The sequence below is a fragment of the Clostridium mobile genome, assembly GCF_018918285.1.
GTDB classification, from domain to species: domain Bacteria; phylum Bacillota; class Clostridia; order Clostridiales; family Clostridiaceae; genus Clostridium_AW; species Clostridium_AW mobile.
This window is the reverse complement of record NZ_JAHLQF010000001.1, coordinates 1,163,498-1,188,664: the sequence shown is the minus strand read 5'-3', so window position 1 is coordinate 1,188,664 and position 25,167 is coordinate 1,163,498. Positions and strand designations below refer to the sequence as shown.

General features: G+C 30.6%; 20 protein-coding genes and 1 riboswitch. Of the genes, 17 read left to right on the top strand and 3 right to left on the bottom strand.

Going from position 1 to position 25,167, the window contains the following annotated elements; genetic code table 11:
• Nucleotides 1–25 precede the first annotated feature (25 nt).
• The 9 genes from argH to KQI86_RS05765 all read left to right on the top strand — a co-directional run bounded on the left by argH (nucleotide 26) and on the right by KQI86_RS05765 (nucleotide 12,663).
• Nucleotides 26–1,345 (top strand): argininosuccinate lyase, encoded by a 1,320-nt coding sequence (gene argH, locus KQI86_RS05805; protein ID WP_216438218.1) that lies wholly within the window; start codon nucleotides 26–28, stop codon nucleotides 1,343–1,345.
• A gap of 291 nt (nucleotides 1,346–1,636) precedes the next feature.
• Nucleotides 1,637–2,659: a hypothetical protein gene (locus KQI86_RS05800; protein ID WP_216438216.1), complete on the top strand. Its 1,023-nt coding sequence runs from the start codon at nucleotides 1,637–1,639 to the stop codon at nucleotides 2,657–2,659.
• A 513-nt stretch (nucleotides 2,660–3,172) separates the two neighbouring features.
• Nucleotides 3,173–4,138 carry a helix-turn-helix transcriptional regulator gene (locus KQI86_RS05795; protein ID WP_216438214.1) on the top strand — a complete coding sequence of 322 codons (966 nt, stop codon included), beginning with the start codon at nucleotides 3,173–3,175 and terminating at the stop codon, nucleotides 4,136–4,138.
• A gap of 748 nt (nucleotides 4,139–4,886) precedes the next feature.
• The gene (locus KQI86_RS05790; protein ID WP_216438212.1) at nucleotides 4,887–5,102 is read left to right on the top strand and encodes a helix-turn-helix domain-containing protein; all 216 of its coding nucleotides are present in this window, start codon (nucleotides 4,887–4,889) and stop codon (nucleotides 5,100–5,102) included.
• A gap of 440 nt (nucleotides 5,103–5,542) precedes the next feature.
• A complete protein-coding gene (locus KQI86_RS05785) occupies nucleotides 5,543–6,715 on the top strand; it encodes a MalY/PatB family protein (RefSeq protein ID WP_216438210.1) in 1,173 nt (390 codons plus the stop codon).
• Between the two features lie 38 nt (nucleotides 6,716–6,753).
• A complete protein-coding gene (gene glsA, locus KQI86_RS05780) occupies nucleotides 6,754–7,668 on the top strand; it encodes a glutaminase A (protein WP_216438208.1) in 915 nt (304 codons plus the stop codon).
• A 417-nt stretch (nucleotides 7,669–8,085) separates the two neighbouring features.
• Nucleotides 8,086–9,453 (top strand): alanine/glycine:cation symporter family protein, encoded by a 1,368-nt coding sequence (locus KQI86_RS05775; RefSeq protein ID WP_216438206.1) that lies wholly within the window; start codon nucleotides 8,086–8,088, stop codon nucleotides 9,451–9,453.
• Between the two features lie 109 nt (nucleotides 9,454–9,562).
• A complete protein-coding gene (gene glsA / locus KQI86_RS05770; RefSeq protein WP_216438360.1) occupies nucleotides 9,563–10,480 on the top strand; it encodes a glutaminase A in 918 nt (305 codons plus the stop codon).
• A 117-nt stretch (nucleotides 10,481–10,597) separates the two neighbouring features.
• Nucleotides 10,598–10,773: riboswitch (Lysine riboswitch) on the top strand.
• Between the two features lie 138 nt (nucleotides 10,774–10,911).
• Nucleotides 10,912–12,663 (top strand): Na+/H+ antiporter NhaC family protein, encoded by a 1,752-nt coding sequence (locus tag KQI86_RS05765; protein WP_216438204.1) that lies wholly within the window; start codon nucleotides 10,912–10,914, stop codon nucleotides 12,661–12,663.
• A 468-nt stretch (nucleotides 12,664–13,131) separates the two neighbouring features.
• Here KQI86_RS05765 and KQI86_RS05760 read toward each other — a convergent pair whose 3' ends face one another.
• Entirely contained in the window at nucleotides 13,132–13,344 is a 213-nt protein-coding gene (locus tag KQI86_RS05760) for a DUF378 domain-containing protein (protein ID WP_216438203.1), read from the bottom strand.
• 105 nt (nucleotides 13,345–13,449) lie between these two features.
• On the bottom strand, nucleotides 13,450–13,917 hold the full coding sequence (locus KQI86_RS05755; RefSeq protein ID WP_281417209.1) for an Lrp/AsnC ligand binding domain-containing protein: 468 nt from the start codon (nucleotides 13,915–13,917) through the stop codon (nucleotides 13,450–13,452).
• 123 nt (nucleotides 13,918–14,040) lie between these two features.
• On the opposite strand from KQI86_RS05755, the gene KQI86_RS05750 reads away from it, so the two are divergent.
• The 7 genes from KQI86_RS05750 to KQI86_RS05720 all read left to right on the top strand — a co-directional run bounded on the left by KQI86_RS05750 (nucleotide 14,041) and on the right by KQI86_RS05720 (nucleotide 21,229).
• Nucleotides 14,041–14,376: a hypothetical protein gene (locus KQI86_RS05750; RefSeq protein ID WP_216438201.1), complete on the top strand. Its 336-nt coding sequence runs from the start codon at nucleotides 14,041–14,043 to the stop codon at nucleotides 14,374–14,376.
• A gap of 247 nt (nucleotides 14,377–14,623) precedes the next feature.
• The gene (locus KQI86_RS05745; protein WP_216438200.1) at nucleotides 14,624–15,007 is read left to right on the top strand and encodes a RidA family protein; all 384 of its coding nucleotides are present in this window, start codon (nucleotides 14,624–14,626) and stop codon (nucleotides 15,005–15,007) included.
• 15 nt (nucleotides 15,008–15,022) lie between these two features.
• Entirely contained in the window at nucleotides 15,023–16,231 is a 1,209-nt protein-coding gene (thrC, locus tag KQI86_RS05740) for a threonine synthase (RefSeq protein ID WP_216438198.1), read from the top strand.
• 115 nt (nucleotides 16,232–16,346) lie between these two features.
• On the top strand, nucleotides 16,347–17,288 hold the full coding sequence (locus KQI86_RS05735; RefSeq protein WP_216438196.1) for a dipeptidase: 942 nt from the start codon (nucleotides 16,347–16,349) through the stop codon (nucleotides 17,286–17,288).
• Between the two features lie 4 nt (nucleotides 17,289–17,292).
• A complete protein-coding gene (locus tag KQI86_RS05730; RefSeq protein WP_246582660.1) occupies nucleotides 17,293–18,096 on the top strand; it encodes a sugar phosphate isomerase/epimerase family protein in 804 nt (267 codons plus the stop codon).
• A gap of 195 nt (nucleotides 18,097–18,291) precedes the next feature.
• Nucleotides 18,292–18,531 (top strand): hypothetical protein, encoded by a 240-nt coding sequence (locus KQI86_RS05725; RefSeq protein WP_216438195.1) that lies wholly within the window; start codon nucleotides 18,292–18,294, stop codon nucleotides 18,529–18,531.
• Between the two features lie 394 nt (nucleotides 18,532–18,925).
• Entirely contained in the window at nucleotides 18,926–21,229 is a 2,304-nt protein-coding gene (locus KQI86_RS05720; protein WP_216438194.1) for a YcdB/YcdC domain-containing protein, read from the top strand.
• A gap of 79 nt (nucleotides 21,230–21,308) precedes the next feature.
• On the opposite strand, the gene KQI86_RS05715 is transcribed toward KQI86_RS05720, so the two are convergent.
• Nucleotides 21,309–24,368: a vitamin B12-dependent ribonucleotide reductase gene (locus KQI86_RS05715; RefSeq protein ID WP_216438357.1), complete on the bottom strand. Its 3,060-nt coding sequence runs from the start codon at nucleotides 24,366–24,368 to the stop codon at nucleotides 21,309–21,311.
• A 338-nt stretch (nucleotides 24,369–24,706) separates the two neighbouring features.
• Here KQI86_RS05715 and KQI86_RS05710 point away from each other — a divergent pair, with 338 nt between their 5' ends.
• Entirely contained in the window at nucleotides 24,707–25,114 is a 408-nt protein-coding gene (locus KQI86_RS05710) for an RrF2 family transcriptional regulator (RefSeq protein WP_216438193.1), read from the top strand.
• Nucleotides 25,115–25,167: the final 53 nt, after the last annotated feature.

Sequence of the window (25,167 nt, the reverse complement as noted above, 5' to 3'; positions counted from 1 at the left end):
TATATTATACAAGGAGTGATATAATATGAAGCTTTGGGGTGGAAGATTTAAAGATAAAGAAAGCAAGCTTATGGAAGACTTTAATAGTTCTTTAAGCTTTGATAAGGAACTATATGAATATGATATAAAAGGTAGCATGGCTCATGTTAAAATGCTAGCTAAATGTAGAATATTAGCAGAAGAAGAAAAAGACAAGATTGTAGAAGGTCTTTCTTCTATATTAAAGGACATTAATGAGGGACAGTTATTAATAGAAGGGGACTATGAAGATATACACAGCTTTGTGGAAATGAATTTAATTTCTCGCATTGGAGATGTGGGTAAAAAACTTCATACCGCAAGAAGTAGAAATGATCAAGTTGCAGTGGATTTTAGACTTTATGCTAAAGATAAAGCTAGAGAAATTATAGATGAAATTGAGGAGCTTAAGGAAGTTATAGTGGAGCTTGGAGAAAAGAACAATGTGATTATGCCAGGGTACACTCACCTTCAAAGAGCCCAAGTAATTACTTTTAAATATCATATTATGGCATACCATAGCATGCTTTCAAGAGATAAAAAAAGAATGATAAATGCATTAGACATAATGGATGAAAGTCCTTTGGGATGTTGTGCCTTAGCAGGAACTACTTATGATACAGACAGAAAATTTACTGCAGAAGAATTAGGTTTTAAAAAGCCAGTAGAGAATTTTTTAGATGGAGTAAGCGATAGAGATTTTGCCCTTGAAGTTTTAAGCGCATCTTCTATAATAATGATGCATCTAAGTAGACTAAGTGAGGAAATCATACTTTGGAGTAGTAAAGAATTTGATTTTATAGAGATAAGTGATGAATTTTCTACGGGAAGCTCTATAATGCCTCAAAAGAAAAATCCTGATGCAGCAGAATTAGTTAGAGGAAAAACTGGTCGCGTTTATGGAGACTTAATTTCTTTACTCACTACTATGAAGGGGATTCCTCTAGCCTATAATAAAGACATGCAAGAAGACAAAGAAGGATTTTTTGATGGAGTTAATACGGTGTTAAGTTGTCTTAAAATAATGAAGGGAATGCTTTCAGGTCTAAAAATAAAGGCTGAAAATACTAAAAAAGCTGTTAAAAAGGGCTTCTTAAATGCTACAGAAGGAGCGGACTATTTAGTAACTAAAAATATTCCTTTTAGGGACGCTCATAGAATAATAGGTGAAATAGTACTTTATTGTGAGGGGGCAGGTAAGACGATAGAAGAGTTAACTTTAGAAGAACTTCAAAAGTTTAGTCCAGTATTTGATAAAGACATTTATGAATTTATCGATTATGAAAACACCTTAAAGAGAGGAATAAAAAAAGAGATTATCAAATAACATAAACGAAAGTTAAAATAAATAAAATCCAAAATAAATACACGGGATAATTTAATTAAACCCCGTGTTATTTTTTTATAGAAACTGTGAATAGGGACAGTCATTATCAAAAGGGCTATCAAAATGAGGGGCAGTTATTATTAATTATTATTAGTCATTATCAAATGATAAGAAAAAGTAAGAAAAAGGGACAGTTAAATGAAAATAACTAAGAAAAACAGGTATTTTCCATAAAGATTCCAGAAAGATTACGATATATATAGTATCATATATTGGTAAAGGAGATTTTTTATGGATATTAAAAGTATATCGATGAGAAACACAAATGTCACATTTATGGATATTATCAATAATAACAGTAGCTTTAAAAAGGTAAATAAATTTGCTCAAGATAAAGTAAATACTATAAATAAAGCAAATAATGATTTGAAAATATCACAAAAGGGATTGTTAAAGTATGATATAACAAAGAAATTGAGGGAAGCTTTTGAGAAGGGGAAAAAGAGCGGAGAGTTTTTTGAGAACATAGTAGAGGAATATAAGAAAATAGCAGAAAATATAGGAGAAGAGGAAAAAGCTTTACTAGAGGAATCCTTTGATGAAGTATTAAATTGGGGTATTAATGGTATAGTAGATGAGTTCGACTCTTTCTTCAATTATTCATCTAGAATGTTAGATGGATATGGTATGAGCAATGATGGAAAAGCTTTTAATAAAGAAGAATTTAAAAAACATTTTATGTCTGCTCTAGAGAAAAAACTAAAAGGAGAAGTAACTAATGGAGACTGGGACTCCTTAGAAAGTATGTCTTTAGATGATATTAAAAATATAACTGCATTTTTAAATAACATGAATAAACTTCCTTTTGCTAACAATATGAAAGATGCTGAAAACAATATAGATAATTTTATGAAATCTAATAAAGAACTTTTAGATAAGATGAACATATCTGATGAGGCAAAAGAAGCATTAAAAGAAACTATGAAAAACAATGCTAAAGCTTATGCTAAGGTGACATCATATAAAAGCCAGATGAATGATTACGATAAAGAAATTGAAAAGTTATTTAGTTTATTGGCAGGATTAAATTCCAGATATGACAGTGCTGAAAAGATATTAGAAAAGCATAAGAAGGAAAATAATATGAAAATGGTTACCATTTACTTAAGAAGCCAAGGGGAACTTAAAAAAGAAATAGATGGAATGAAAGAAAAAATCGAGGGTATTAAAAAAGATAGAGAAAAATTGCAGAAGAACCCAGATACTATAGAATCTAGTGAAGGATATAAAAAATTAAGTAAATACATAAGTTAAAACAATATTTAAAAGGGAGCAAAACTGCTTCCTTTAATTTTGCTAAGTTGTTAATAAAAATTATATAATATGCTTAAATTTCATGTAAAATTAAGCAATACTTAAGATAAAAAGGAGAATAAACCACATTTTAAGTATTGATAAGGAAGTTTTCCGCAAGGCGGTATAGCATTAAGCTATGCCGTCTTGCTTTGTCTGCTGTTTTGTAGTTATGTCCTCGTTTTGGCTACTGCCTTTGAGAAATAAAATCCTCTCACTACCTACAACACTCGGAAATCCGAAAATGCCAAACTCTTTCAAAGAAAAACGCTGCAATCTTAAAAAGATTACAACGCTTGGCGTAACACGACTTTATGATGCCATGCTTATGTGATAAAATGTGATATTATAAACTGGACACAAAGATGTAGAACTTAAAAGAGGAAAATGAAATAACCGCAAGTAAAATCAAGCGATAATCTTTCTATTTCTTTATAATAAATGTAGGGTGATTGAAACGAGGTGAATAGACGAATGTACGAGTGGCAGAAGCAAATTCAAGTAATCGTTGATGAAATTGACAAATGTATTAAAAATTATAATGATGAAGCCTTGACACTACGCTTCCTTTCTCGCAGGTTAGGTTATTCTGAATTTTATACAACGAGAAAATTCAAAGAAATATCGGGTATGCAATTTAGGGATTATCTGCGGCATAGAAAATTAGCCTTTGCACTAAAAGAGGTTCGGGATAGCAAAAAAAGCCTTTTGGATATTGCTTTTGATTATGGGTTTTCATCACATGAAGCCTTTACCAGAGCTTTCAAAGGAACATATGGTGTAGCTCCAAGTGAATATCGAAAAAAGCCTAAGCCTGTCGTTCTTCGTACAAAAATAAACCCTTTCGACCGCTACTTTTTAGGATTGGGAGAGATTGGTATGATGAAATCTACAGATGATGTTAAAATTTATTTTGTAACCATTCCCTCACATAAGTTTTTGCACATTAAAAACTATGAGAGTAATGGGTATTGGGATTTTTGGCAAAAACAAAGTCTTATTCCGGGACAGGACTGCGAAACAATTTGCGGCTTACTCGATAGTATCAAGGGCAAATTGGATGACGATGGTGGGAGCGAATCTAACGGCGGCAGCGGTCAGATTATGGCGTACATTAATGACTCAGACGGCAGACTCTGCGATTGGGGTATTCCACGTACAGAGTGTTATGGTGCACGTCTTCCTTTTGATTATAAAGGCGAAGTACCACCACAAATGCTTATGATTGATGTTCCTGAAGCCGAGTATATTGTTTTTGAACATGGACCATTCGATTATGAGCAGGAAAATCGTAGCGTGGAGGAAAAGATTGAAAAGGCAATGGCAACTTTTGATTTTGCAGGCACTGGTTACTGCTTTGATACTTCCCCCGGTAGAATCATTTACTTTTATTATAATCCGGAACGGTTTTTTAAGTATATCAGACCAGTACGAAAGTAAATAAAATCGAACAAACCGCTGCAACGGTATAATAAAAAAAAAACGTTGTTTTGGCGGCTAGTTGAGTGTGCGCCCAAACAAAATATGATAGTTGAACAGCGGTTTTGAAATAACAATTTCAAGGCCGCTGTTTTCTTTTGAAAAATAGGGTTACAAGGGGCGTGATAAGTGCGCCCCAAAGCGAGGACACGGCGGTACTAAGGAGGTATCGTTGTGTCTATTTTGTACTATCACATCATATAGCACAGCCGCCTGTGTAGTTTTTACTGCACAGGCGGCTTTTGTTATACCCCCATTCCAAACGGAAAGGGGGTGAGAATGATGTTATGCTCAAAAGACAAACAGCGTATTGAATGACAATTTGCAGCATTTTGTAGGGTTGTACTTCACAATGCAACTTGTGGCTATTTTAGAGATTGGAGTAGAAAATGTAAGCAAGAAACTTCCCTTGAACACCTTTATGAGCAAAAACGGTTTGAACCGCACTTTACCGATGAATACTTTGTCAAATACGATACACCAACAGACTTTGTTGTTCGGGAACAGATTATAACGGTTGAGGATGAGTGTTTAGCAAAAGCCTTGCTATGCCTGTCTGAAAAACGACTGGAAATTATCTTGTTGCGGTACTAGCTGCGTTTCACTGATACGAAAATAGCCGAGATATTGAAGCAGCCACGCACAACAATCCGTTATCAAAAAAATACTGCCTTAAAGCAGTTGCGAAAAAGATTGGAGGAGATGAAAGATGAAATCTAAACTTGTATCCTATGAAGTAATTAAAAAAGCGATTGGTGGTGATACCGCTTCATTACTTGCTGTGCAAGCACATTATAAGCCGCACATTGCTTACTTATCTCACGGTGACATTGAACTGAAAAATCTGCTAAATGCAAAATCGCTAGAAGCCGCCCTTAAATTTAAGATTAATTATCAATCGCCAATGTCACCCAATAGGGGTTAAAAAAGCCTGTGTTTATGGGTTCTACAGAAGCGAAAATAAGGGAGGTAAGGGTTTTATACTCCTACCCCTCAAAATGCGGTTCTACTGCGTGACAAAAGGGGCATATCGCCACTTTGACGATATGCCTCTTTCTAACACTCTGTTTGTCAGCCGTTATGATAATTTAGTTTTACATACTTCCTTATCACTATTTAACTCAGGATTAGTGGTTTGTTTTTCTTTAATGATGATTTTAATAATATGTTTAAAATTTAATAAAAATAATAAATTTATAATATAACTTATAATTAACAGTAATATTTTAATTATAACTATGTAAGATTAATAAATTAATCAATAAAATACTAATTGATTAATATATAAATATTTTAGAAAATTTGAACAAAGGGTAATAAGTTAATATAATATAGATAAAATGGTATAAATTTAAGGAGGGTTTTATGAAGTATAACTTTGATGAAATAATAGATAGAAGAAATACAGACTGTGTAAAATGGGATCATGATAAAATAGAGGGTAGCAATAATGATCTTATACAGATGTGGATAGCAGATATGGATTTTAAAGTTCCAATGGAAGTTATAGAATCAATCAAGGCTAGAGCAGATCACGGAATTTTTGGATATACAAATTTTAATGACCAGTATTTCAATTCTATTATGAATTGGATGAAGAAGCATCATAGTTTTGACATAAGTAAAGAATGGATAGTTTCTACTTCTACTATAGTGTCAGCTTTATATTGGATTGTACAAACTTATACATCAGTAGGTGATAAAATTATAATTCAAACTCCTGTATATCATAGATTCAAAGGAGCTATTGAAGATAATCATAGAGTAATATTGGAGAATCCATTAAAAGAAGTAGATGGAAGATACTATATGGATTTTGAAGATTTAGAAAGCAAAATTGATTCAACTGTTAAAATGATAATTTTATGCAATCCTCATAATCCGATAGGTAGAGTTTGGACTAAAGAAGAATTGACTAGATTAGGGGAGATATGTTTAAAGAATAATATTTTAGTTGTTGCTGATGAGATACATTGCGATCTTGTGTTCAAGGGATATAAACATATACCCTTTGCATCAATATGTAAGGAGTTTGAAGAAAATTCTATTACTTGCATAGCTCCAACAAAAACTTTTAATTTAGCAGGACTTCATATGTCAAATATAGTTATACCAAATTCAGAGCTAAGAGAAAAATTTAATCTTACATTAAAGTTAAATGCCATGGGAAGTATCAATATATTTGGCATGATGGCATTGATTGCAGCTTACGAAAAAGGTGAGACATGGTATGAGGAAATGATGGAGTACATTGAAGGCAATTACAATTATTTAAAAGATTATATAGATGAAAATATACCAAAATTAAAAGTGACTAAAGCAGAAGGTACATATCTAGCTTGGATCGACTTTAAAGCATTGGGTATGAGTGAGGAAAAATTAAATAAATTTTTAATAGAAGAAGGAAAAATAGTTTTGAATGAAGGATCTGTATTTGGTAAAAATGGTGAAGGATTTGGAAGGATGAATTTTGCATGTTCAAGGAAAATTTTAGAAGAAGCTTTGAATAGCTTAAACAAAGCAATTAATAATATATAGTAATATTAATAATAATGAGGAGTGGCGGGATCAAAGATATGAATACTTTAGAAGAAATAATATCAGAGAACAGAAAATATTTAGATAGAGGAGAAGTAGCTTCATATATTCCAGAGCTTAAAAAGGCCAATAAAAATGCTTTAGGTCTATATATAACTACTTTAAATGGAGAAGAATATTTCGCAGGAGATTATGATACTAAGTTTACAATACAAAGCATATCTAAAATAATTACATTGGCACTAGCTATTATGGATAATGGAAAGGATTATGTATTTTCAAAAGTAGGCATGGAGCCAACTACAGAAGCATTTAATTCAATAATTGATCTTGAACTAAAAAATTTAAATAAGCCTTTAAATCCTATGATTAATGCTGGAGCTATAGCTACAGTTTCTATGATTAAAGGCAAAGATAAAAATGAAGTGTTTAATAGAATATTAGAATTTACAAAAAAGCTATGCGGTAATGAGAATTTAAAAGTGGATGAAAGTGTTTATACTTCAGAAAATAGAACGGGTAATAGAAATAGAGCATTAGCCTATTTTATGAAAAGTACAGGCATAATAGAAAAAGATGTTGAGGAAGTTTTATATGCATACTTTAAACAATGTTCTATAGAAGTTACCTGTAAAGATTTATCTAGAATAGCTACTGTTTTTGCTAATGAAGGGGTATTACCTTGGAATGAAGAAAGGGTTATTCCTAAGGAAATAGCTAGAATAGTAAAGACTATAATGGCAACATGTGGTATGTATGACGCATCGGGGGAATTTGCTGTAAATATAGGACTACCTTCTAAATCGGGAGTTGGTGGCGGTATATTGGCCGTAGCTCCAGGGAAAATGGGTATAGGCATAGTAGGACCATCCTTAGATAAAAAGGGAAACAGTATAGGCGGAGTAGAAGTGCTAAAAGATTTATCCGAAAAATTTGACTTAAATATATTTTAGAATATGCTGAAATATTTGCTGACAAATGGTTTATAAATATTTTTAAATAAAGGTTCGTAAAATATAAAAATCCCTAGAATTTTTTGTAGGGATTTTTATTATTCTTTCTATTCAAAAATATTATGTTTTTCATTATATTTTTAAAATAATTAAACATAAAAAAAAATAGCAGGTTGTTTAATATAACTTTAATATGATAAAAAAATAACAATATAGGCATAATACTATTGTTAAATTATTAATTTCAAAACCATATTATTATGACATTATTATTTTCTAAAAATTGAACTATTTGGGCTATGTAAATATAATATAGTTAATTTAATATATGCGCGCAATTTTAATAGACAAAACATTTAAACGTTTAAACATTTAAAGCAATATTCTTAAATATAGAAAAATTTAGGAGGAATAATAATGGATTTAATACAAACGATAACCGACTTCCTGTGGGGATGGCCATTAATAATATTAATATTTGGAGTATCTATGATATATGGTTTTGAACTTAAATTTCTTCAGTTTAGGAAATTTGGTTTTATAATGAAAAATACTTTCGGTAAAATATTTGAAAAAGATACTACAGGAGAAGGTACGGTAACGCCATTCCAGGCGGTTTCAACAGCACTAGCTGCAACATTAGGAGTTGGCAGTATAGCAGGTGTTGGTGTTGCAGTTGCTATAGGGGGGCCAGGAGCTGTATTCTGGATGTGGGCAGTTGCTTTTATAGCAATGCTTACTAAGTATGCTGAAATAACTTTAGCAGTTAAGTATCGTGAAAAGAACCCTGAAAATGGTGAATTTCAAGGTGGACCAATGTATTATATTAAAAATGGTTTAGGTAAAAAATATAACTGGGTAGCAATAAGTTGGTCTGTAGTATTTACTTTTATGATGTTTATAGGTGGCTTTGTTCAATCTAATTCAATGGCAGAAGTTGTATACGAAAGCTTTAAAATCAATAAGTTAACAGTTGGTATAATATTAGCTATAATATCAGGTGTAGTAATTATAGGTGGTATAAAAACTATAGGTAAATTTGCTGAAAAAGTAATTCCAGTTATGGCAATATTATATGTAGGAGCAAGTCTTATAATTATTGCTATGAATGCAAGTGGAATAATCCCAGCATTTAAGAGTATATTTGTTGACGCATTTACAGGCAGCGCAGCAGTAGGTGGATTCGCAGGAGCAACAATACTTGCTGCTATGAGAAATGGTTTTGCAAGAGGAATTTATTCAAACGAATCAGGTATGGGTACAGCACCAGTTGCTCACTCATCAGCAACAACTTCATATCCAGCAAAGCAGGGAATATGGGGATTATTTGAAGTATTTATGTCATCAATAGTGATTTGTACCATGACAGCACTTGTAATACTTACAAGTGGAGTTTTAGAAAGTGGTAAAGGTGGAGCTGCATTGACAGCTATGGCTTTCAGAGATTCATTAGGATTTACTGGTGACTTAATTGTAACTATATGTATAGTATTATTTGCGTTCACTACAGTGTTAGTTGATGGATATTATTCAGAAACAGGACTTATCTATTCAATTAAGACTACGAAATTTTTAATTCCTTTTAGAATTTTCTACTGTTTAGGATTAATATATGGAGCAGTTGGTGGACTTGAAGCAATATGGGGATTATTCGATTTCTTCATGGCTTTTGAAATTATAATAAATCTAATAGTACTCCTAAAACTTAGAAAAGATGTTGTTTACGAAACTGAAAGATATTTCAATAGTGATGAAGTTAAAGAAATAACAAAGAAAGCAAGTTAAATTATTTATATAACATCTATATAAAATATATTTAGCATATGGATAAAGTTAGAGTATGACAAGAGGGATAATGCCTTGTGTAAAAGATATAAAAGAGAGGAATATCAATATGGAAAAGCTGCTTGAAAATATAATAGAAAGCAATAGAAGATATACTGTACAAGGAGAATTAGCATCATATATACCAGAACTTACAAAGGCAAATAAAGATGCTTTAGGAATATTTATTACTACTCTTAATGGAGAAGAATTTTATGCAGGCGATAACGAAATAAAATTTACCATTCAAAGTATATCTAAAATAATATCTCTCATCATAGCTATTATGGATAATGGAAAAGATTATGTATTTTCAAAAGTAGGTATGGAGCCTACTAAAGACTCATTCAATTCAATAATTGATCTTGAATTGAATGATTTGAACAAGCCTTTAAATCCTATGATTAATGCTGGAGCTATAGCTACAGTTTCTATGATCAGAGGTAAGGATAAAGATGAAGTATTTAGTAGGATATTAGAATTTACAAAAAAGCTATGTGGAAATGAAGATTTAAAGGTAAATGAAAGCGTTTATATTTCAGAAAAGAAAACAGGAAGCAGAAATAGAGCATTAGCCTATTTTATGAAAAGTACAAGCATAATAGAAAAAGATGTTGAGGAAGTTTTAGATGTATATTTTAAACAATGTTCTATAGAAGTTACTAGCAAAGATTTATCAAAAATAGCTCTTGTCTTTGCTAATGAAGGTGTATCACCTTGGAGTGAAGAGAGGATTATGCCAAAAGAGGTAACTAGAATAATAAAGACTATAATGACAACATGTGGTATGTATGATGCATCCGGGGAGTTTGCTGTAAATATAGGACTACCTTCTAAATCGGGAGTTGGTGGCGGTATATTGGCTGTAGCCCCAGGGAAAATGGGTATAGGCATAGTAGGACCAGCATTAGATGAAAAGGGAAATAGTATAGCTGGAGTAGAAGTGCTGAAAGATTTATCTCATGAATTGGAATTAAGTATATTTTAAAATAAAAGTAGAAAAACATAGAAATTTTAGATAAACCGCTGAAAAGTGGTTTATTCTTCTTACAGAATATTACTTGATTAAGTATACGAAAAGTGTTACAATTTAACGTAAGTGAATATGGACGATAGAGGTGCGATGTTTAATAGTACCTACACAGATGTAAGCAGGATGATGTGTAGTTAAAGGAAATATCGCCGAAGCATACAGCTAACGCTTTAAAGCTGTATGACTGGTTTTACCCAGAATATGAGTAAGACTGTCACAAAGTTACTTTGTGGAGAGCTATCATTCAAACAATATGCATACACGCACATGTTTAGTGTATTCATACCCTTGAGTGATAAGACTTAAGGGTATTTTTGTTGTGATGGACTGTCCTCTCCCCCATACTATTCACTTAAAACAGTATAAGATATCTAGGAGGAGAAGAGATGAAGAGGAAAAATATTATTACTATTTTAACTTTAATGTTTATATTTTTATTTACTACTACAGTATTGGGAGCAGAGGTAGATCCAGCAGTAGCAAATGCTGAAAGATTTAAATTCCTAACATTAATACCACCTTTTGTGGCTATTGTGTTAGCATTTATTACGAAAAATGTTGTTATATCTCTTTTTATTGGAATTTTTTCAGGAACTTTTTTAATACAATTAACTGGACATAATTTCTTTAATGCAATTTTTTATGGATTTTTAGATATAATTAACAAGGTAAGAGATTCTTTGGCAGATCCATGGAATGCAGGGATTATACTTCAATGTATGACCATTGGTGGTCTTATAGCCTTAGTTTCAAAATTGGGAGGAGCAAAGGCCGTTGCGGAAAGTTTAGCTAAAAAAGCTAAATCACCAGTAAGTGCTCAAATTATTACTTGGTTCTTAGGATTGCTTGTATTCTTTGATGACTATGCAAATTCACTTATTGTAGGACCTATAATGAGACCAGTTTCAGATAAAATGAAAATTTCAAGAGAGAAGCTATCTTTTATTGTTGATGCTACAGCAGCGCCGATTTCAGGTATTGCACTAATATCAACATGGATAGGGTATGAAATAAGTTTAATAAAGGATGCTTATGCTTCAATTGGACAAGAAGTAAATGCCTATGGATTGTTTCTTCAAACAATACCATATAGATTTTATAATATATTGATATTAATATTTATTGTTGCTTCAGCTCTAACTTTAAGAGAATTTGGACCTATGTTAACGGCAGAAAGAAGAGCAAGAGCTACAGGTAAAGTTTTAAGAGACGGAGCTAAACCGATGGTATCATCAGAAGCTACTGCTCTAGAACCTAAGGAAGGAATTAAATTAAGCGTTTGGAATGCTATTATACCAATAGGTATATTATTAATCGCTTCCTTTGGAGGATTTTATTTTGACGGATATAGGGCTATAATGGGCGGAGAGAGTGAAGCTTTAAAGGCTACATTAATGAATAGTCCACTATCTTTTACAGCTATAAGAGAAACTTTTAGTGCATCAGATGCTAGTATAGTTTTATTCCAAGCAGCGTTATTAGCTAGTATTGTTGCTATCATTATGGGAATTTGGCAAAAGGTATTTACGTTAGGAGAAGCTATAGATACATGGATTGAAGGTATGAAATCCTTAATTATTACAGGAGTTATATTATTACTTGCATGGTCTTTAAGTAGCGTTATAAAAGAGTTAGGAACCGCTAAATTTTTAGTTAGTATACTTGAACAGAATGCTTTCCCAGCCTTCTTATTACCAACGCTAATATTTATAATGGGATCAATAATATCCTTTGCTACAGGAACTTCCTATGGTACTATGGGTATACTTATGCCATTAACAATTCCAATAGCTTATACTCTAGGAGGAGGAGATCCTCAATATATGATTGTTAATGCAAGTGCTGTTTTAACTGGAGCTATATTTGGAGATCATTGTTCACCAATATCAGATACAACTATACTATCTTCAATGGGGACAGCTTGCGACCATATAGACCATGTAAATACTCAGATGTGGTATTCCTTAACTATAGGAGCTATTACTATATTATTTGGTTATTTACCAGCAGGATTAAATTTACCAATAACTATAGTTTTACCAGTGGCAATAGCTATTACAGTATCAACATTATTTATAATTGGTAAACCTATAGAAGTGGGTGGAGTTAATGAAATACTAGAGAAAAAGGTTGTATAAGTTTAAAGTAAAAGTATAGAATAAAATGGACTATTAGTAATATCTAATAGTCCATTGTTATTTCAAAATAAGTTGTTATCTCAAAATAAGTTGTTATCTCAAAATAAAAGGAAATAGAAATTCTATTTCCTTTTATTTTCCAATGAACTTTATAATCTAATAAAACTTTTTTACAAAAGAAATTTTGAGCATATTATTCATTGGAATGCTTTAACTAGAATTTATCCCATAGCTAATTAGTTTTAATGCTTCCATATATAAGGTAACTTTTCTCTAACGGAGAAGTAAGCGATTCGCGTAAAACCAAAGATTTTGGCTCACTGCTTATATTGGAGATAAAAACTTATTAAATGCTTGGGTAAGTTCTTTTAAGTTTCAGATAGAGTAAGTATTTATTGCAATAAAAATCCATCTGAAACTAAGAGTTATTTGATATTAAGTTTAATTTAGCATAAACTAATAGCTTATTTATTGTTTTTCTTCTCTTACTTCTCTGTCTCTGCCTAAGAATGAAATAGCATATAATCCTGCTATACCAACTAGAGAATAAATAACTCTTGAAAAAGCAGACATTGATCCGAAAAGAACAGCAACTAAATCAAAATTGAAGAATCCTATAAGTCCCCAATTAATTGCGCCTATAATAACTAATATTAGTGCTGTTAAATCTAATGCTCTCATATTGACATCTCCTTTGTTAATTTTATAATGTAACTATATTCTTGCCAACAAATAAAAAAAATATAACAAAAAAATAGAAATTCAAACTAAAAGTTTGAATTTCTACTAAAATATAATATTTCGATCTAATTTATGGAGTAAGCAGATCATTGTAGAGGTTTTTTGAACTCCATCTATTATTTGAATCTCTTCTGCTAACAGTCTTTGGAGATGAGATATATTTTGGCAAACTAGCTTGAAAAATATACAGTATTCTCCGGTGGTGTAATATAATTCTAAAACCTCAGGTATTTTTTCAAGATTTTCTGAAACGTTACTTAAGTAAGAAGCCTTTTCAAGATTTATTCCTATAAAGCAAACAATATCGTATCCTAATTTAGCTGTATCTATTATTAGTTTAGAGCCTTTTATTATTTCTAGATCCTCCATCTTTTTTATTCTAACGTGTATAGTTCCTCCACTAACATGACATTGTCTTGCAATTTCTAAATATGGTGTTCTAGAGTCTTTCATCAGGATTCCTAGTATTTCTAAATCTAGAGAATCAAGCTGTTGGCTTTTGTTAAATTCCAAATTAATCACCTCAAATTAATACTATATATATATATTATACAAAACATTTAAAATTCTGTTGATATATTTTAAAAAATATAGAATAATATATACAGGAAAAGTTTTTTAAAGGGGGAATAACAATTGAGTTGGACTTATTTTTTAAAGTTATTAGCTCTTGTCTTAGTTGTAATAATAAGTTACAATTTATTAAAAATTTTTGTTTTGTCAAAATATAAGCCTAATAAGTGGATTGTATTCGCTGTAGCTCTAGCTGTTTTAACAACAACAAATATGGCCAAGATAGATTATACTACTATCCCTGGAATGGCCTCATCTGCAATTTTTGCAATAATTTTATTGTGGTTTGTGGATTTATTTAACGATGATAGGCTAGAAATGAAGAAAGAGAAAAAGAAGGATGTAAAAATAAAACCAAAAGCAAAACCAAATAGAGTAAAGAATAATAAAGAAAAATAAAGTAGATAATATATTAAAGGTAGATAATATATTAATAAAGAAGATGTTGGTATAAGCCAGCATCTTTTTTATATAGATTTATATAAAATTTTATATAAAATTATAATTATTTTCAATTTTTATTAAGAAAATTAAAGGATTTTAGAATTTTTTATAGAATAAGTATAAAATAAAATTCTTATAATTAAGAAAAATTTGTTTATAACAATTTGTTTTAATTATTTTTCAATTATAAAGGAGAGATTCGATGAAAAAGGAAATTATTCATTGCACAAAAGCAGCACCAGCTAGGGGACCATATTCACATGCAGTTAAGGTTGGAAATCTTCTATTTGTATCCGGAAGAACTCCTAGTGATTTAAAAACAGGAGAATTGGTGGAAGATAATATACAAAATGCTACTAAGGTAGCTCTAGAAAACGTAAAAATTATTTTAGAAGAATCAGGAACGACCTTAGAGAATGTTGTAAAGACTACTGTTTTCTTAAAAGATATAAATGACTTTAATGCTGTAAATGAAGTTTACGGTGAATATTTTAAAATAGATCCACCAGCTAGATCTTGCATACAAGTTGCTAAGCTGCCTAGAAATGCTATGGTGGAAATAGAAGTTATAGCAATAGTAGAGTAGAAAGGGAGATTTGATATGAAAGATTTTAAATTAATTTGTACAGCTTGTGGAAAAGAATATTCTATTGAAAGAGTAGACCCAAGATGCGATGACTGTAACGAGCCATTAGAAATGGAACTTGTAAAAAAAGGAAAAATAAAGCAAGGTAACCCATTACAACATACTATATTAGAAAGATATTCGGATTTTTTTCCTTTTAATGAAATAAGAAATGATTTATCACTAAATGAAGGATTTACACCACTAGTATCAATATCTAGAATTGCTAAAAGGATAGGTCTAAAAAATCTATATTTTAAAAATGAAAGCCAAAACCCAACTTGGTCTTTTAAAGATAGAGGAACCTTATTTGGAATTCAGCATGCTTATAGCTTAGGTTATAAAAAGGTAGGAGCGGTTTCAACAGGAAATATGGCTGTATCCGTTGCTGCTTATGGAAAAAGAGCTGGATTTGATACATTTATTTTTGTGGGAAAGAATATACCAGCAGAAAAATTAAACCCTATTGCCATATATGGAGCTCATTTAATCAGAGTAGATGGTGATTATGGTAGGCTTTATTATGAAAGCTTAAATATAGGAAGAAAGCAAGGTATTTATTTTATAAATTCAGATGTTACTTATAGAGTTGAAGGTTACAAGACAGCTGCCTTTGAGATGTGTGAGCAATTAGACTTTGATGTACCAGATTATGTAGTTGTTCCAACAAGTGCAGGAGGAAACGTTAGAGGTATATATAAAGGATTCCTAGAATTTAAAGAAGCAGGAATAATAGATAGGGTGCCAAAAATTATTGTGGCTCAAGCTTCTGGATGCTCACCAATTTATAATGCTTTTATAGAAGGTAAAGATAAAGTTGAAAGAGTTGAAAACCCTGATACCATAGCTCACGGCATAGAAAATCCATTCCCACCAAGCGGTAATGCTGTATTAAAAATGTTAAAAGAAAATGGTGGAACTTGTATTTCAGTTTCTGATGAAGAAATAATAATAGCTCAAAAAGAAATGGCAGAGAAGGGCGTATTTGGCCAGCCAGAATCTTGTGTTCCACTAGCTGCTGTTAAAAAGCTAAGACAGCAAGGATATTTAACAGAAAATGATAGAGTAGCTTGTATTGTTACAGGAAGTGGACTAAAATACACAGCAGCTTTTGAAAAACATAATTTAAAATCTCATACATGCAAATTAGAAGAATTAAATAATTTCATAAAAGATAATTTTTAATTATAAAAGAAATCTCAAAAAAATTACGAAGAAATCCCTATATTAGGGATTTCTTTATTTTAATGTATGGATATTTTTAATATATTGTAATATATTAGTATTTGAGGTGATAATATTGAATATAATTGATTTGCATTGTGACACTATATATTTATTAGAACAAGAAAAAAAGGGTGGAAACTTATACAAAAATAATTTTTCAGTGGATATTGAAAAGTTGAAAAGAGGAGGTTCTCTAGCTCAGTTCTTTGCTCTTTTTATAGATAAGAGCGAGTGTAAGGATGCAAAGGAAAGTTGTATAAAACTAATGGACAGGTTTTATTCTGAGATAAACCAATATAGTGATCATATATCCTTAGCAAGAAATTTTCAGGAGATGCAGGAGAATAAAGATAAGGGAAAAATATCTGCATTTTTAACCATAGAAGGAGGAGAAGCTCTAAAGGGTGATATGGAAAACCTATATTACTTTTTTCAAAATGGAGTAAGGCTTATTACATTAACATGGAATTATCCTAATGAAATAGGGTTTTCTAGTTCTAAAGATGAATATGTGGACAAGGGTCTAACTTTTTTTGGAACAGATCTAATCGATGAAATGAATAGGTTAGGGATGTTAATTGATGTTTCCCATTTATCAGATAGAGGTTTTTATGAAGTTGCTGATAGGACAAAAATTCCTTTTATAGCGTCTCATTCAAATGCTAGAGAAATTAAACCTCATAGAAGAAACTTAACTGATACCATGATTAAAGTTCTTTCAGAAAAAGGTGGAGTAATGGGAATAAACTTTTACAGCGACTTTTTAGGGGACAGTCATATGGGAATGGTTAAGGATATGGTAGCTCACATTAAGCATATAAGAAATGTAGGCGGAATAGATTGCATTGCTTTAGGATCGGATTTTGATGGAATAGGTAGTCCAGTAGAAATAGAAGATATATCACAAATGGATAAATTAATTTTTGCTTTAGAAAAAGAGGGATTTTCTTTTGATGAAATGGAAAGAATATTATATAAGAATGCACAAAGGGTAATAAGAGATACACTTAAGTAAAGGAATGGTAAAGATGACAAAAGATAAAATAGGCATATTCTCATGGTTTGGATATATAATGCCTATTGAAGAGAGATTAAAGATAATTAAAGATGGTGGATTTACTGGAGTGGCTATTTGGTGGGAAGATGAAGAAGGACTCACAATATCAAAGAAGGAACAAATTCCTAAATTAGTGGAAAAGTTGGGCCTTCATATTGAAAATATTCATGCTCCCTTCTGTAGCAGCAATAATCTTTGGAGCAGTGATGAATCCATCAGAAGAGAGATAGTAAATAAACATATACAATGGATAAAGGATTGTAGTAAGTTTAATATACCTCTTATGGTTATGCATATATCTGAGGGCTTTGAAATAAAAGAACCTAATAATATGGGGATTAGAAGTTTAGGTGAAATTATAGAAGTAGCAGAAGAATATGGAGTTAAGGTTGCTATAGAAAATACGGATGATAATGCCTTAATTCACTATATTTTGAGCAATTTAGCCTCTCCAAACATTGGGCTATGTTTTGATACCTCTCATAATGAGATAGCCTCAAATAGGGAAATAAACCTATTAAAGCTTTATGGTAATAGATTATTTGCTACCCATATATCTGATAATGATGGATTAAAAGATAGACATTGGACACCTTTTGATGGAAATATAAATTGGAATAAGATTAAGGAAGATTTTCCAGAGGACTATAATGGTTATTTAAGCATGGAAATATGTGCAGGAGATGAAGATAAAGAAAGTTCTCCTGAAGAATATATAAAGAAGGCCTATGACAGAATTATTAAACTAAGAGATTTATTATTTTAGTTTAAAAGAACTTACTTTTTATATGATTGTTTAATTATTAATTGATAATTTATGCTACTAATCTAGCATAAATTATTTTTTTTATTGACAATAGAACATATGTTCGTTATAATAAAAAATGTAATATTTATGATAACAAGAGAATATATTTATTATAGAAAACTAAAGTAGAGATAATGTGAGGGGGTATATTCTATGGATAATAAATTATTTATAAAAATATACTATAATGTAAATGGACAAGATGTACAAGAAGTAGATAGAAATTCAAGATATTTAATTGGCGGAGGTTTCTATAATAAAGAAGGGGGCCATTTCACTTTTAAAGCTAGAAGTTTAAAAGAAGCAAAAGATATAGCAAACGATATATCCTATAAAAATAGTCTTAAAAATTTGAGTTTTTTATTACTTCCTGATAATATACAACTTCAATAATATTAAAATTTAATAATATATAATGACATATGTCTCTGTTCCTTACTGCTCATTTTGATTTTTACAATTAATTTTAAATTAAGGAACGGAGTTTTTTTATTTATTAATGGTTAATTAATGGCGGACAGTTATTTAATAGTAGTTAATAGGGACAGTCATTATCTAAAAACTTAAGGGATAGTTATTAAAAGTTAGGGGACAGTTATTAATGCATTTTTATAGATATATGAAAAACAATAAACATAATTAGAGGTTAATTTTATAAAAGCAAGTAGTGTTCTAAAAATTTTACATAAATATATATATTTTTCCAATGATGCGTACAATTTAAAAAATTTAACGTATTAATTAATAATGAAAACTCGTTAAATTAAAATAGTGGGGGTAAAAGTATATGAAAAGTAAAAGAATAATATCTTTAGTTATTAGCTCATCAATTATAATTACTAATTTTTCATCGGTTTCAGCTATGGGTTTATCAAAAGAATTAAACCCAATGACTGTCCCTATAAAAACTGAAGCGGTAAGCGCATCTGAGGAAAAGAACGTAAAATTATCAAAAGAGAAAGCTAAAGATTTATCAAAGAAAATAATTAAAGATTATTTTAATAAGACAGTTGATGAAAAAGAATATGAGGTTTATGCAGCTCTTATTAATAATGGAGAAGATGAAAACTATTCTTGGGATATATCTTGGAGAAAAAATACTATGAATAGCAGTACTTATATGGATGTATCTATTAATGCAAACACAGGGAAAGTTTTAAGAGCTTCTAATAGATATAACGTAGAGGGAGAGAATAGTGGTATTTCAAAAATTACTGAAGATGAAGGAAAAAAGAAAGCAGAGGAATTCTTAAAAAGGATAAATCCAGAGCAATTTAAAGAAACAAAATATATAAAAGAATCTACGCACTCTATCTATGGAAGGGGTGGTGTTAATACTTCCTATAGTTATAGATTTGCAAGACAGATAAACGGTATACCTTATAATGATGATGGGCTATTTGTAGAAGTAGATGGAGTTAAAGGTGAAGTTGTAAGCTATAACTCAAATTGGGAAGAGGGAGTTAAGCTAACTGTCCCTAATAAGTATTTATCAATAAAAGAGGCGGAAGATATTTTTAGAAAAGAGAGTCAAGTAGAGTTAAAATATATAACTTATAGAGATAAGTATGATATTGAAGAAAATTCAACAAGAAGTAAATTAGTATATATGTTAGATCTCCCATATGATACCATGCTAGACGCCAACGAAGGTAAATTTATGAATAAAGATCTATATAAAAGTATAGAAAAGGATTTAACAGATGCTGAAAGGAAAGAAATCAATTCAAAACTTAAGATAAAAAAACCACTAGATAAAGAAATAAATGAAAAAAGAGCATTAGAAATAGCTAATGCTACGATTAAAGAATTATATGGGGACGGTTATAAAATAGGAAATATTAGATACTATGAAAACAAAGATAAAATATATGGAGATTCTAATGCTTGGTCAATTGATTTTAATAAAAAGATTGAAGGAGATAAGGGATATGATGGGGGAAATATTACTATTGATGCCTTAACAGAAAATGTAACTAATCTTTATAAAAATTATTATAAGGAGAATGAAAAATTAGAAGCTAATATTAGTTGGGAAGAGGCATATAAAATAGCTATAGATGCTGTAGCAAAGTATTCACCAGAAAAGTTTAATGAAATTAACACTAAAGCTATAACTAATCAAAGCAGTATTGATAATTTAACAAAACAAGAGGATAAAAGATATATCTTTAATTTCCCTAGAATGGTCAATGGTATACCTTTCGATGAAAATGGTATTACTGTATGGATAGGAGCAAATAAGGGACAGTTATATGAATATAGCGTAAATTGGAATAGGAATATGAAATTTGATTCACCTGTGAATTTGATACAAAAAGAAGAAAGTAAAAATATATTATTCAGTAAAGATAAACCTCAATTATCATATAGAAAAATAAATAAATCTAATGACTATACTAAACCACAATGGGAAACAAAATTAATCTACACTATGGGGGACAGTTATGGATATAACTTGTCAGGGTTGAGAGTAGATGCTTTTACAGGTAAACTTTTAAATGCATCAGGTGAAGATATAGATGAAAATATAGAAATATATATGGAGAAAATAAAAGGAAATCCTTATGAAAAGGAATTAACTATATTAGCTAACAACGGAATAATAGACACTGCAAATTTCCAAGCTGAAAAAGAGATAACAAAAATGGACTTCATAAAAATGCTTGTTAATGCTAAAGGTTATAGACCAAATTTATTAAAGGATTCCATGAGTTTGAAATTTGAAAGTGGAGTAAGTAGTAATGACGTTAATTATAAATATCTTCAATTAGCAGTTTATTATGGAATCTTAGAAAACAAAGAGGGAAAATTTGATATTAAAGAAAAGGTAACAAGGGCTGAAATGGCGAAAACATTGGTTAAATTTTTAGGTTATGACAAACTTGCTAATTCAAAAGATATTTTCTCTCTAAATGTATCAGATGTAAAGGATATTAAGAGTAATGAATTGGGATATATGGCTATAGCTAAAGGATTAGGAATATTAGAAGTTAAAAATAATAAATTGAGACCAAAATCAAATGCAACATGGAATGAACTTTCAATAGGTATTTATAGAGTGTTAGATAATATAAAAAGAGGTTATTAATTATAGAACTTAATATGATGAAAAAGGCTCTACACCTAGTATTTTAGGTCATAGAGCCTTTAAATTTTAGCTATAATTCTTAACTACATCCAGTTGTTGAACCGCAATCTAGACAAACCATACAAGTTCCATTTCTCACCATTCTACTGCTCGAGCAATTAGGGCAAGTGCTTCCGTAAACTCTATCACCTTCAATTTTTTTCCCATCAAAGGTTTGATGAACATTATTAGTACTTATCTGATCCTCAATTATATCCGATGTAGAAACAATATTTGTTCTATTTGTATTTATATCATAATTTTCAGGTTTAACTTGGCATTTAGAGAAATCACCTAATTCAATATCTATAACCTTACTTATAAGATCAGATATTGAGCTTACATATTTAATATAGGGATGCTTTTGAACAAATCCATAAGGTTCATATTTCTGTCCCCTTAGCATTCTTGCAATATCTTGAGGAGCTACATGGTGCTGTAGCATGACGGATAATGCTTTTGACAAGGAGTTCAATAGCCCCATTATCGTTGTTCCTTCTCTATCTGTAGTAATGTATATTTCAGATATTTCCCCGCTTTCTCTTCTATTTACTGTAGTATATATTTTTACGTCATTTATTTGAGCAGGATGAGTGGTTCCTCTCCTTATTCCTATTGGCTTATCTCTTCTAGAGTATTTAACTCCTTTCTGAAGCTCCTTAGCTTTTGCTAAAAGTTGATCATATGTTAAATCTTCTAGTTTAAGATCTTTATCAGAATTTAAGCTTGTATTTAGAGGCTGACTTGCTTTTGAGCCATCCCTATATAGAGTGATACCTTTTATTCCAAGTCTCCAAGAAGTTAAAACAACATCTTTAAAATCCTCTATAGTAGCTTCTTTTGGTAGATTTACAGTTTTAGAAATTGCTCCTGAAATTAAAGGGGTTATGGAAGCTACCATAAGAACATGCCCCATTGGTGTTATAAATCTTTCACCACTACCACATTTATTTGCTGTATCAAATATTGCTATATGCTCTTCCTTTAGATGAGGAGCTCCCTCGATTTTCCCATCCAATAATTTTTCATATTTATAACCGTCCCTATCAATAGGTTCTTTTTCTAAAACATAATCCATTATATCTTTTATCTGTTCGCTGGTATATCCTAAGTTATTCAAAGCCATCTTGATAACAGGATTTATAACTGTCATCATTCCACCGCCAGAAAGTTTTTTATAAACTATATGGCTAAAGAAAGGTTCGATGGAGGTTGCACCACAGTCCATAGCAAAGGATATGGTTCCAGTAGGCGCTATTACAGAAACTTGAGCATTTCTGTATCCGAACTCTTCACCATAATGTAAAGCTTCATTCCAACATTTTTTTAGAAGTTCACTTATGTTAGAAAAGGATTCTTTTTTAAGAATTTTATGATCTACCATAATAGGTTTATAATTAAGTCCTTCAAAACCAGATGCTTCATCTTCAAGTTCTTTATTTAAGCTACTTAATAAAGGCATTGCTCCAGCAACTTTAGCATGGTTTCTTATTACTTTCAACATATGTACTTTGTTAATATCGTATTTAATAAACGTCCCCACTTCTTTTGCCATAAGTGATGAAATAAAGTAAGAATATCCAGTTAATATTCCGATTAGAGCAGAAGATATATTTCTAGCTTCCTCTGAATCATAAGGATAACCTAAAACCATTAATAATGAGGCTAAGTTACTTAATCCAAGACCTGTTGCTCTAAACATATAGGTTTTTCTTGCAATATCTTCTGTTGGGAACTGTCCCCAATGTATTGAAGCTTCTAAAATTAATTGTACCATTCCTATAACATGGATATATCCATGTAAATCTATATCTTTTTTATTATTATCATAAAACTTAAATACATTTATAGAAGCAAGATTACATGAGCTATCATCCAAAAATGCATATTCTCCGCAAGGGTTTGTTGAATTAATTCTATTATGTTTTGCATTATATTCACCATCTTCTCCTGCAGGACAGGTATGCCAAGCATTAAAAGTATCTGTAAATTGCGGAGCTGGGTCTGCACATTGCCAAGCGCTATTGTTGAAAGCATCCCATATTGTATTAACATTTACTGTCTGATTAATTGAGTTGTCAACACGACCACTTAACTCAATAGTTTCTTCAGGATTTTTCGATAGATTTTCAACTTTTTTCATAAATTCATGTGAAAATCTTATAGAATTATTGCTATTTTGTCCTGAAACGGTTTCGTATGCTTCACCATCTATGTCTATGTCATACCCCATTTTACCTAAAGCTCTAACTTTATCTTCTTCATGAGCTTTCCAGGTTATGAAATCCATTATTTCAGGATGATCTACATCAAGACAAACCATTTTAGCAGCTCTTCTTGTGGTTCCACCAGATTTTATAGCTCCAGCATTTCTATCTAGACCCTTTAAAAAACTCATTAAACCTGAGGATACACCACCACCAGAGAGTTTTTCCCCTTTAGCCCTTATGGAAGAAAAGTTAGTACCTGTCCCCGAACCACCTTTAAAGAGCTTTGTTTCAGTTGCGTACTGATCAGAGATTGAATGAGCACCTAAAAGCTTATCTTCGATAGATAGAATAAAGCAAGCTGATGCTTGAGTACGAGAGTAATTATCTTCAGTTTCAACAACCTTATTTAATTTTTTATTATAATAGTAATTTCCTTGTTTGCTTCCTTTTATATCATAGCTTTGGGCTAATCCTGTATTAAACCATTGTGGAGAATTAGGAGCATACATTTGAGCAAGTAGCGCATAAACCATTTCATCATAAAAAATTTGTTTTTCTTCATTAGATTTTATGATACCCTCATCTGATAAAGATTCACACCAAAAATTAACCATTCTGTGAGCTACCATTTTCATGCTGTTTTCATATCCGCATTCATTTGGAACTCCGGCTTTTCTAAAATATTTTGAAGCTATAATATCGCAAGCGTTTTGAGAGTAATGGTCAGGAAATTCTAATTCCTTCATATCTACTAAAACTTTTCCGCTTTTATGATCCTTTAAAAATACATCTACCTTTTTCCATTTGAATAAATCATATACTGTTAGACTATTGTCCTTTTCCAATGCCTTAGTATAGTATCTTTTAATTATCTTATGTATTGAATCAATTTCATTAAAAAAATCCAATTAGACTACCCCCTTTTTAGTAATACCATTTTAGTATATAATATATATTAAAAATATCAAAGTTCAATTTTAGGCATATATTGTATTATATCATTATCTAACATACAATATGTTGTGTTTTTTCTTGTTTTTTAATACTAATACATATAAATAAATTATTTGAATTTTAAAGTTGGTTAAGGTGAATAAATAAACATTTTTTTAACAATCATTGCTCGCAAGTATTGACAATTACGGTATTAGATAATAATATGAAGAAGAATACGCAATTTTAAATGTAAATAATTATGTTTAAAAAATATTATATAAGGTGATGAATTATGAATATAACTCAGGAAGCAGATTACGCTATTAGAGCTATCTTTATACTATCAAAAGAAGGAGAAGGGATAAAGCTAGATGCAAAAACTATAGCAGAAAGAGGCAATATACCTTTAAGATTCTTATTAAAGCTACTAAGAAAGCTTATTAAAGCAGAGATAATAAAGTCTTACAGAGGAGTAAATGGAGGATATGCTTTAAATAAAAAAAGAGTAGATATAAATTTAAAACAAGTCATTGAGGCAGTAGATGGGCCTATAGCTATTAACCGTTGTCTAAACAATAATGATTTTTGTAATGCCCATAATACTGATAATTGTAGAATACATTATTATCTTGATAAAGTGCAAGGAACCTTAATAGAAGAACTAGAAAAGGTAAGTTTTGAAACATTAATTAACAAATAATATGAAAAATTATTGAAAATATAAAAAAAGTATATAGTTTATGCAGAAGTTTG

Bases quoted from the DNA above. Each gene is read 5' to 3' on its own strand.
- argH (WP_216438218.1), top strand. From the start codon at position 26: ATGAAGCTTTGGGGTGGAAGATTTAAAGATAAAGAAAGCAAGCTTATG.
- KQI86_RS05800 (WP_216438216.1), top strand. From the start codon at position 1,637: ATGGATATTAAAAGTATATCGATGAGAAACACAAATGTCACATTTATG.
- KQI86_RS05795 (WP_216438214.1), top strand. From the start codon at position 3,173: ATGTACGAGTGGCAGAAGCAAATTCAAGTAATCGTTGATGAAATTGAC.
- KQI86_RS05790 (WP_216438212.1), top strand. From the start codon at position 4,887: ATGAAATCTAAACTTGTATCCTATGAAGTAATTAAAAAAGCGATTGGT.
- KQI86_RS05785 (WP_216438210.1), top strand. From the start codon at position 5,543: ATGAAGTATAACTTTGATGAAATAATAGATAGAAGAAATACAGACTGT.
- glsA (WP_216438208.1), top strand. From the start codon at position 6,754: ATGAATACTTTAGAAGAAATAATATCAGAGAACAGAAAATATTTAGAT.
- KQI86_RS05775 (WP_216438206.1), top strand. From the start codon at position 8,086: ATGGATTTAATACAAACGATAACCGACTTCCTGTGGGGATGGCCATTA.
- glsA (WP_216438360.1), top strand. From the start codon at position 9,563: ATGGAAAAGCTGCTTGAAAATATAATAGAAAGCAATAGAAGATATACT.
- KQI86_RS05765 (WP_216438204.1), top strand. From the start codon at position 10,912: ATGAAGAGGAAAAATATTATTACTATTTTAACTTTAATGTTTATATTT.
- KQI86_RS05760 (WP_216438203.1), bottom strand. From the start codon at position 13,344: ATGAGAGCATTAGATTTAACAGCACTAATATTAGTTATTATAGGCGCA.
- KQI86_RS05745 (WP_216438200.1), top strand. From the start codon at position 14,624: ATGAAAAAGGAAATTATTCATTGCACAAAAGCAGCACCAGCTAGGGGA.
- thrC (WP_216438198.1), top strand. From the start codon at position 15,023: ATGAAAGATTTTAAATTAATTTGTACAGCTTGTGGAAAAGAATATTCT.
- KQI86_RS05730 (WP_246582660.1), top strand. From the start codon at position 17,293: ATGGTAAAGATGACAAAAGATAAAATAGGCATATTCTCATGGTTTGGA.
- KQI86_RS05725 (WP_216438195.1), top strand. From the start codon at position 18,292: ATGGATAATAAATTATTTATAAAAATATACTATAATGTAAATGGACAA.
- KQI86_RS05720 (WP_216438194.1), top strand. From the start codon at position 18,926: ATGAAAAGTAAAAGAATAATATCTTTAGTTATTAGCTCATCAATTATA.
- KQI86_RS05710 (WP_216438193.1), top strand. From the start codon at position 24,707: ATGAATATAACTCAGGAAGCAGATTACGCTATTAGAGCTATCTTTATA.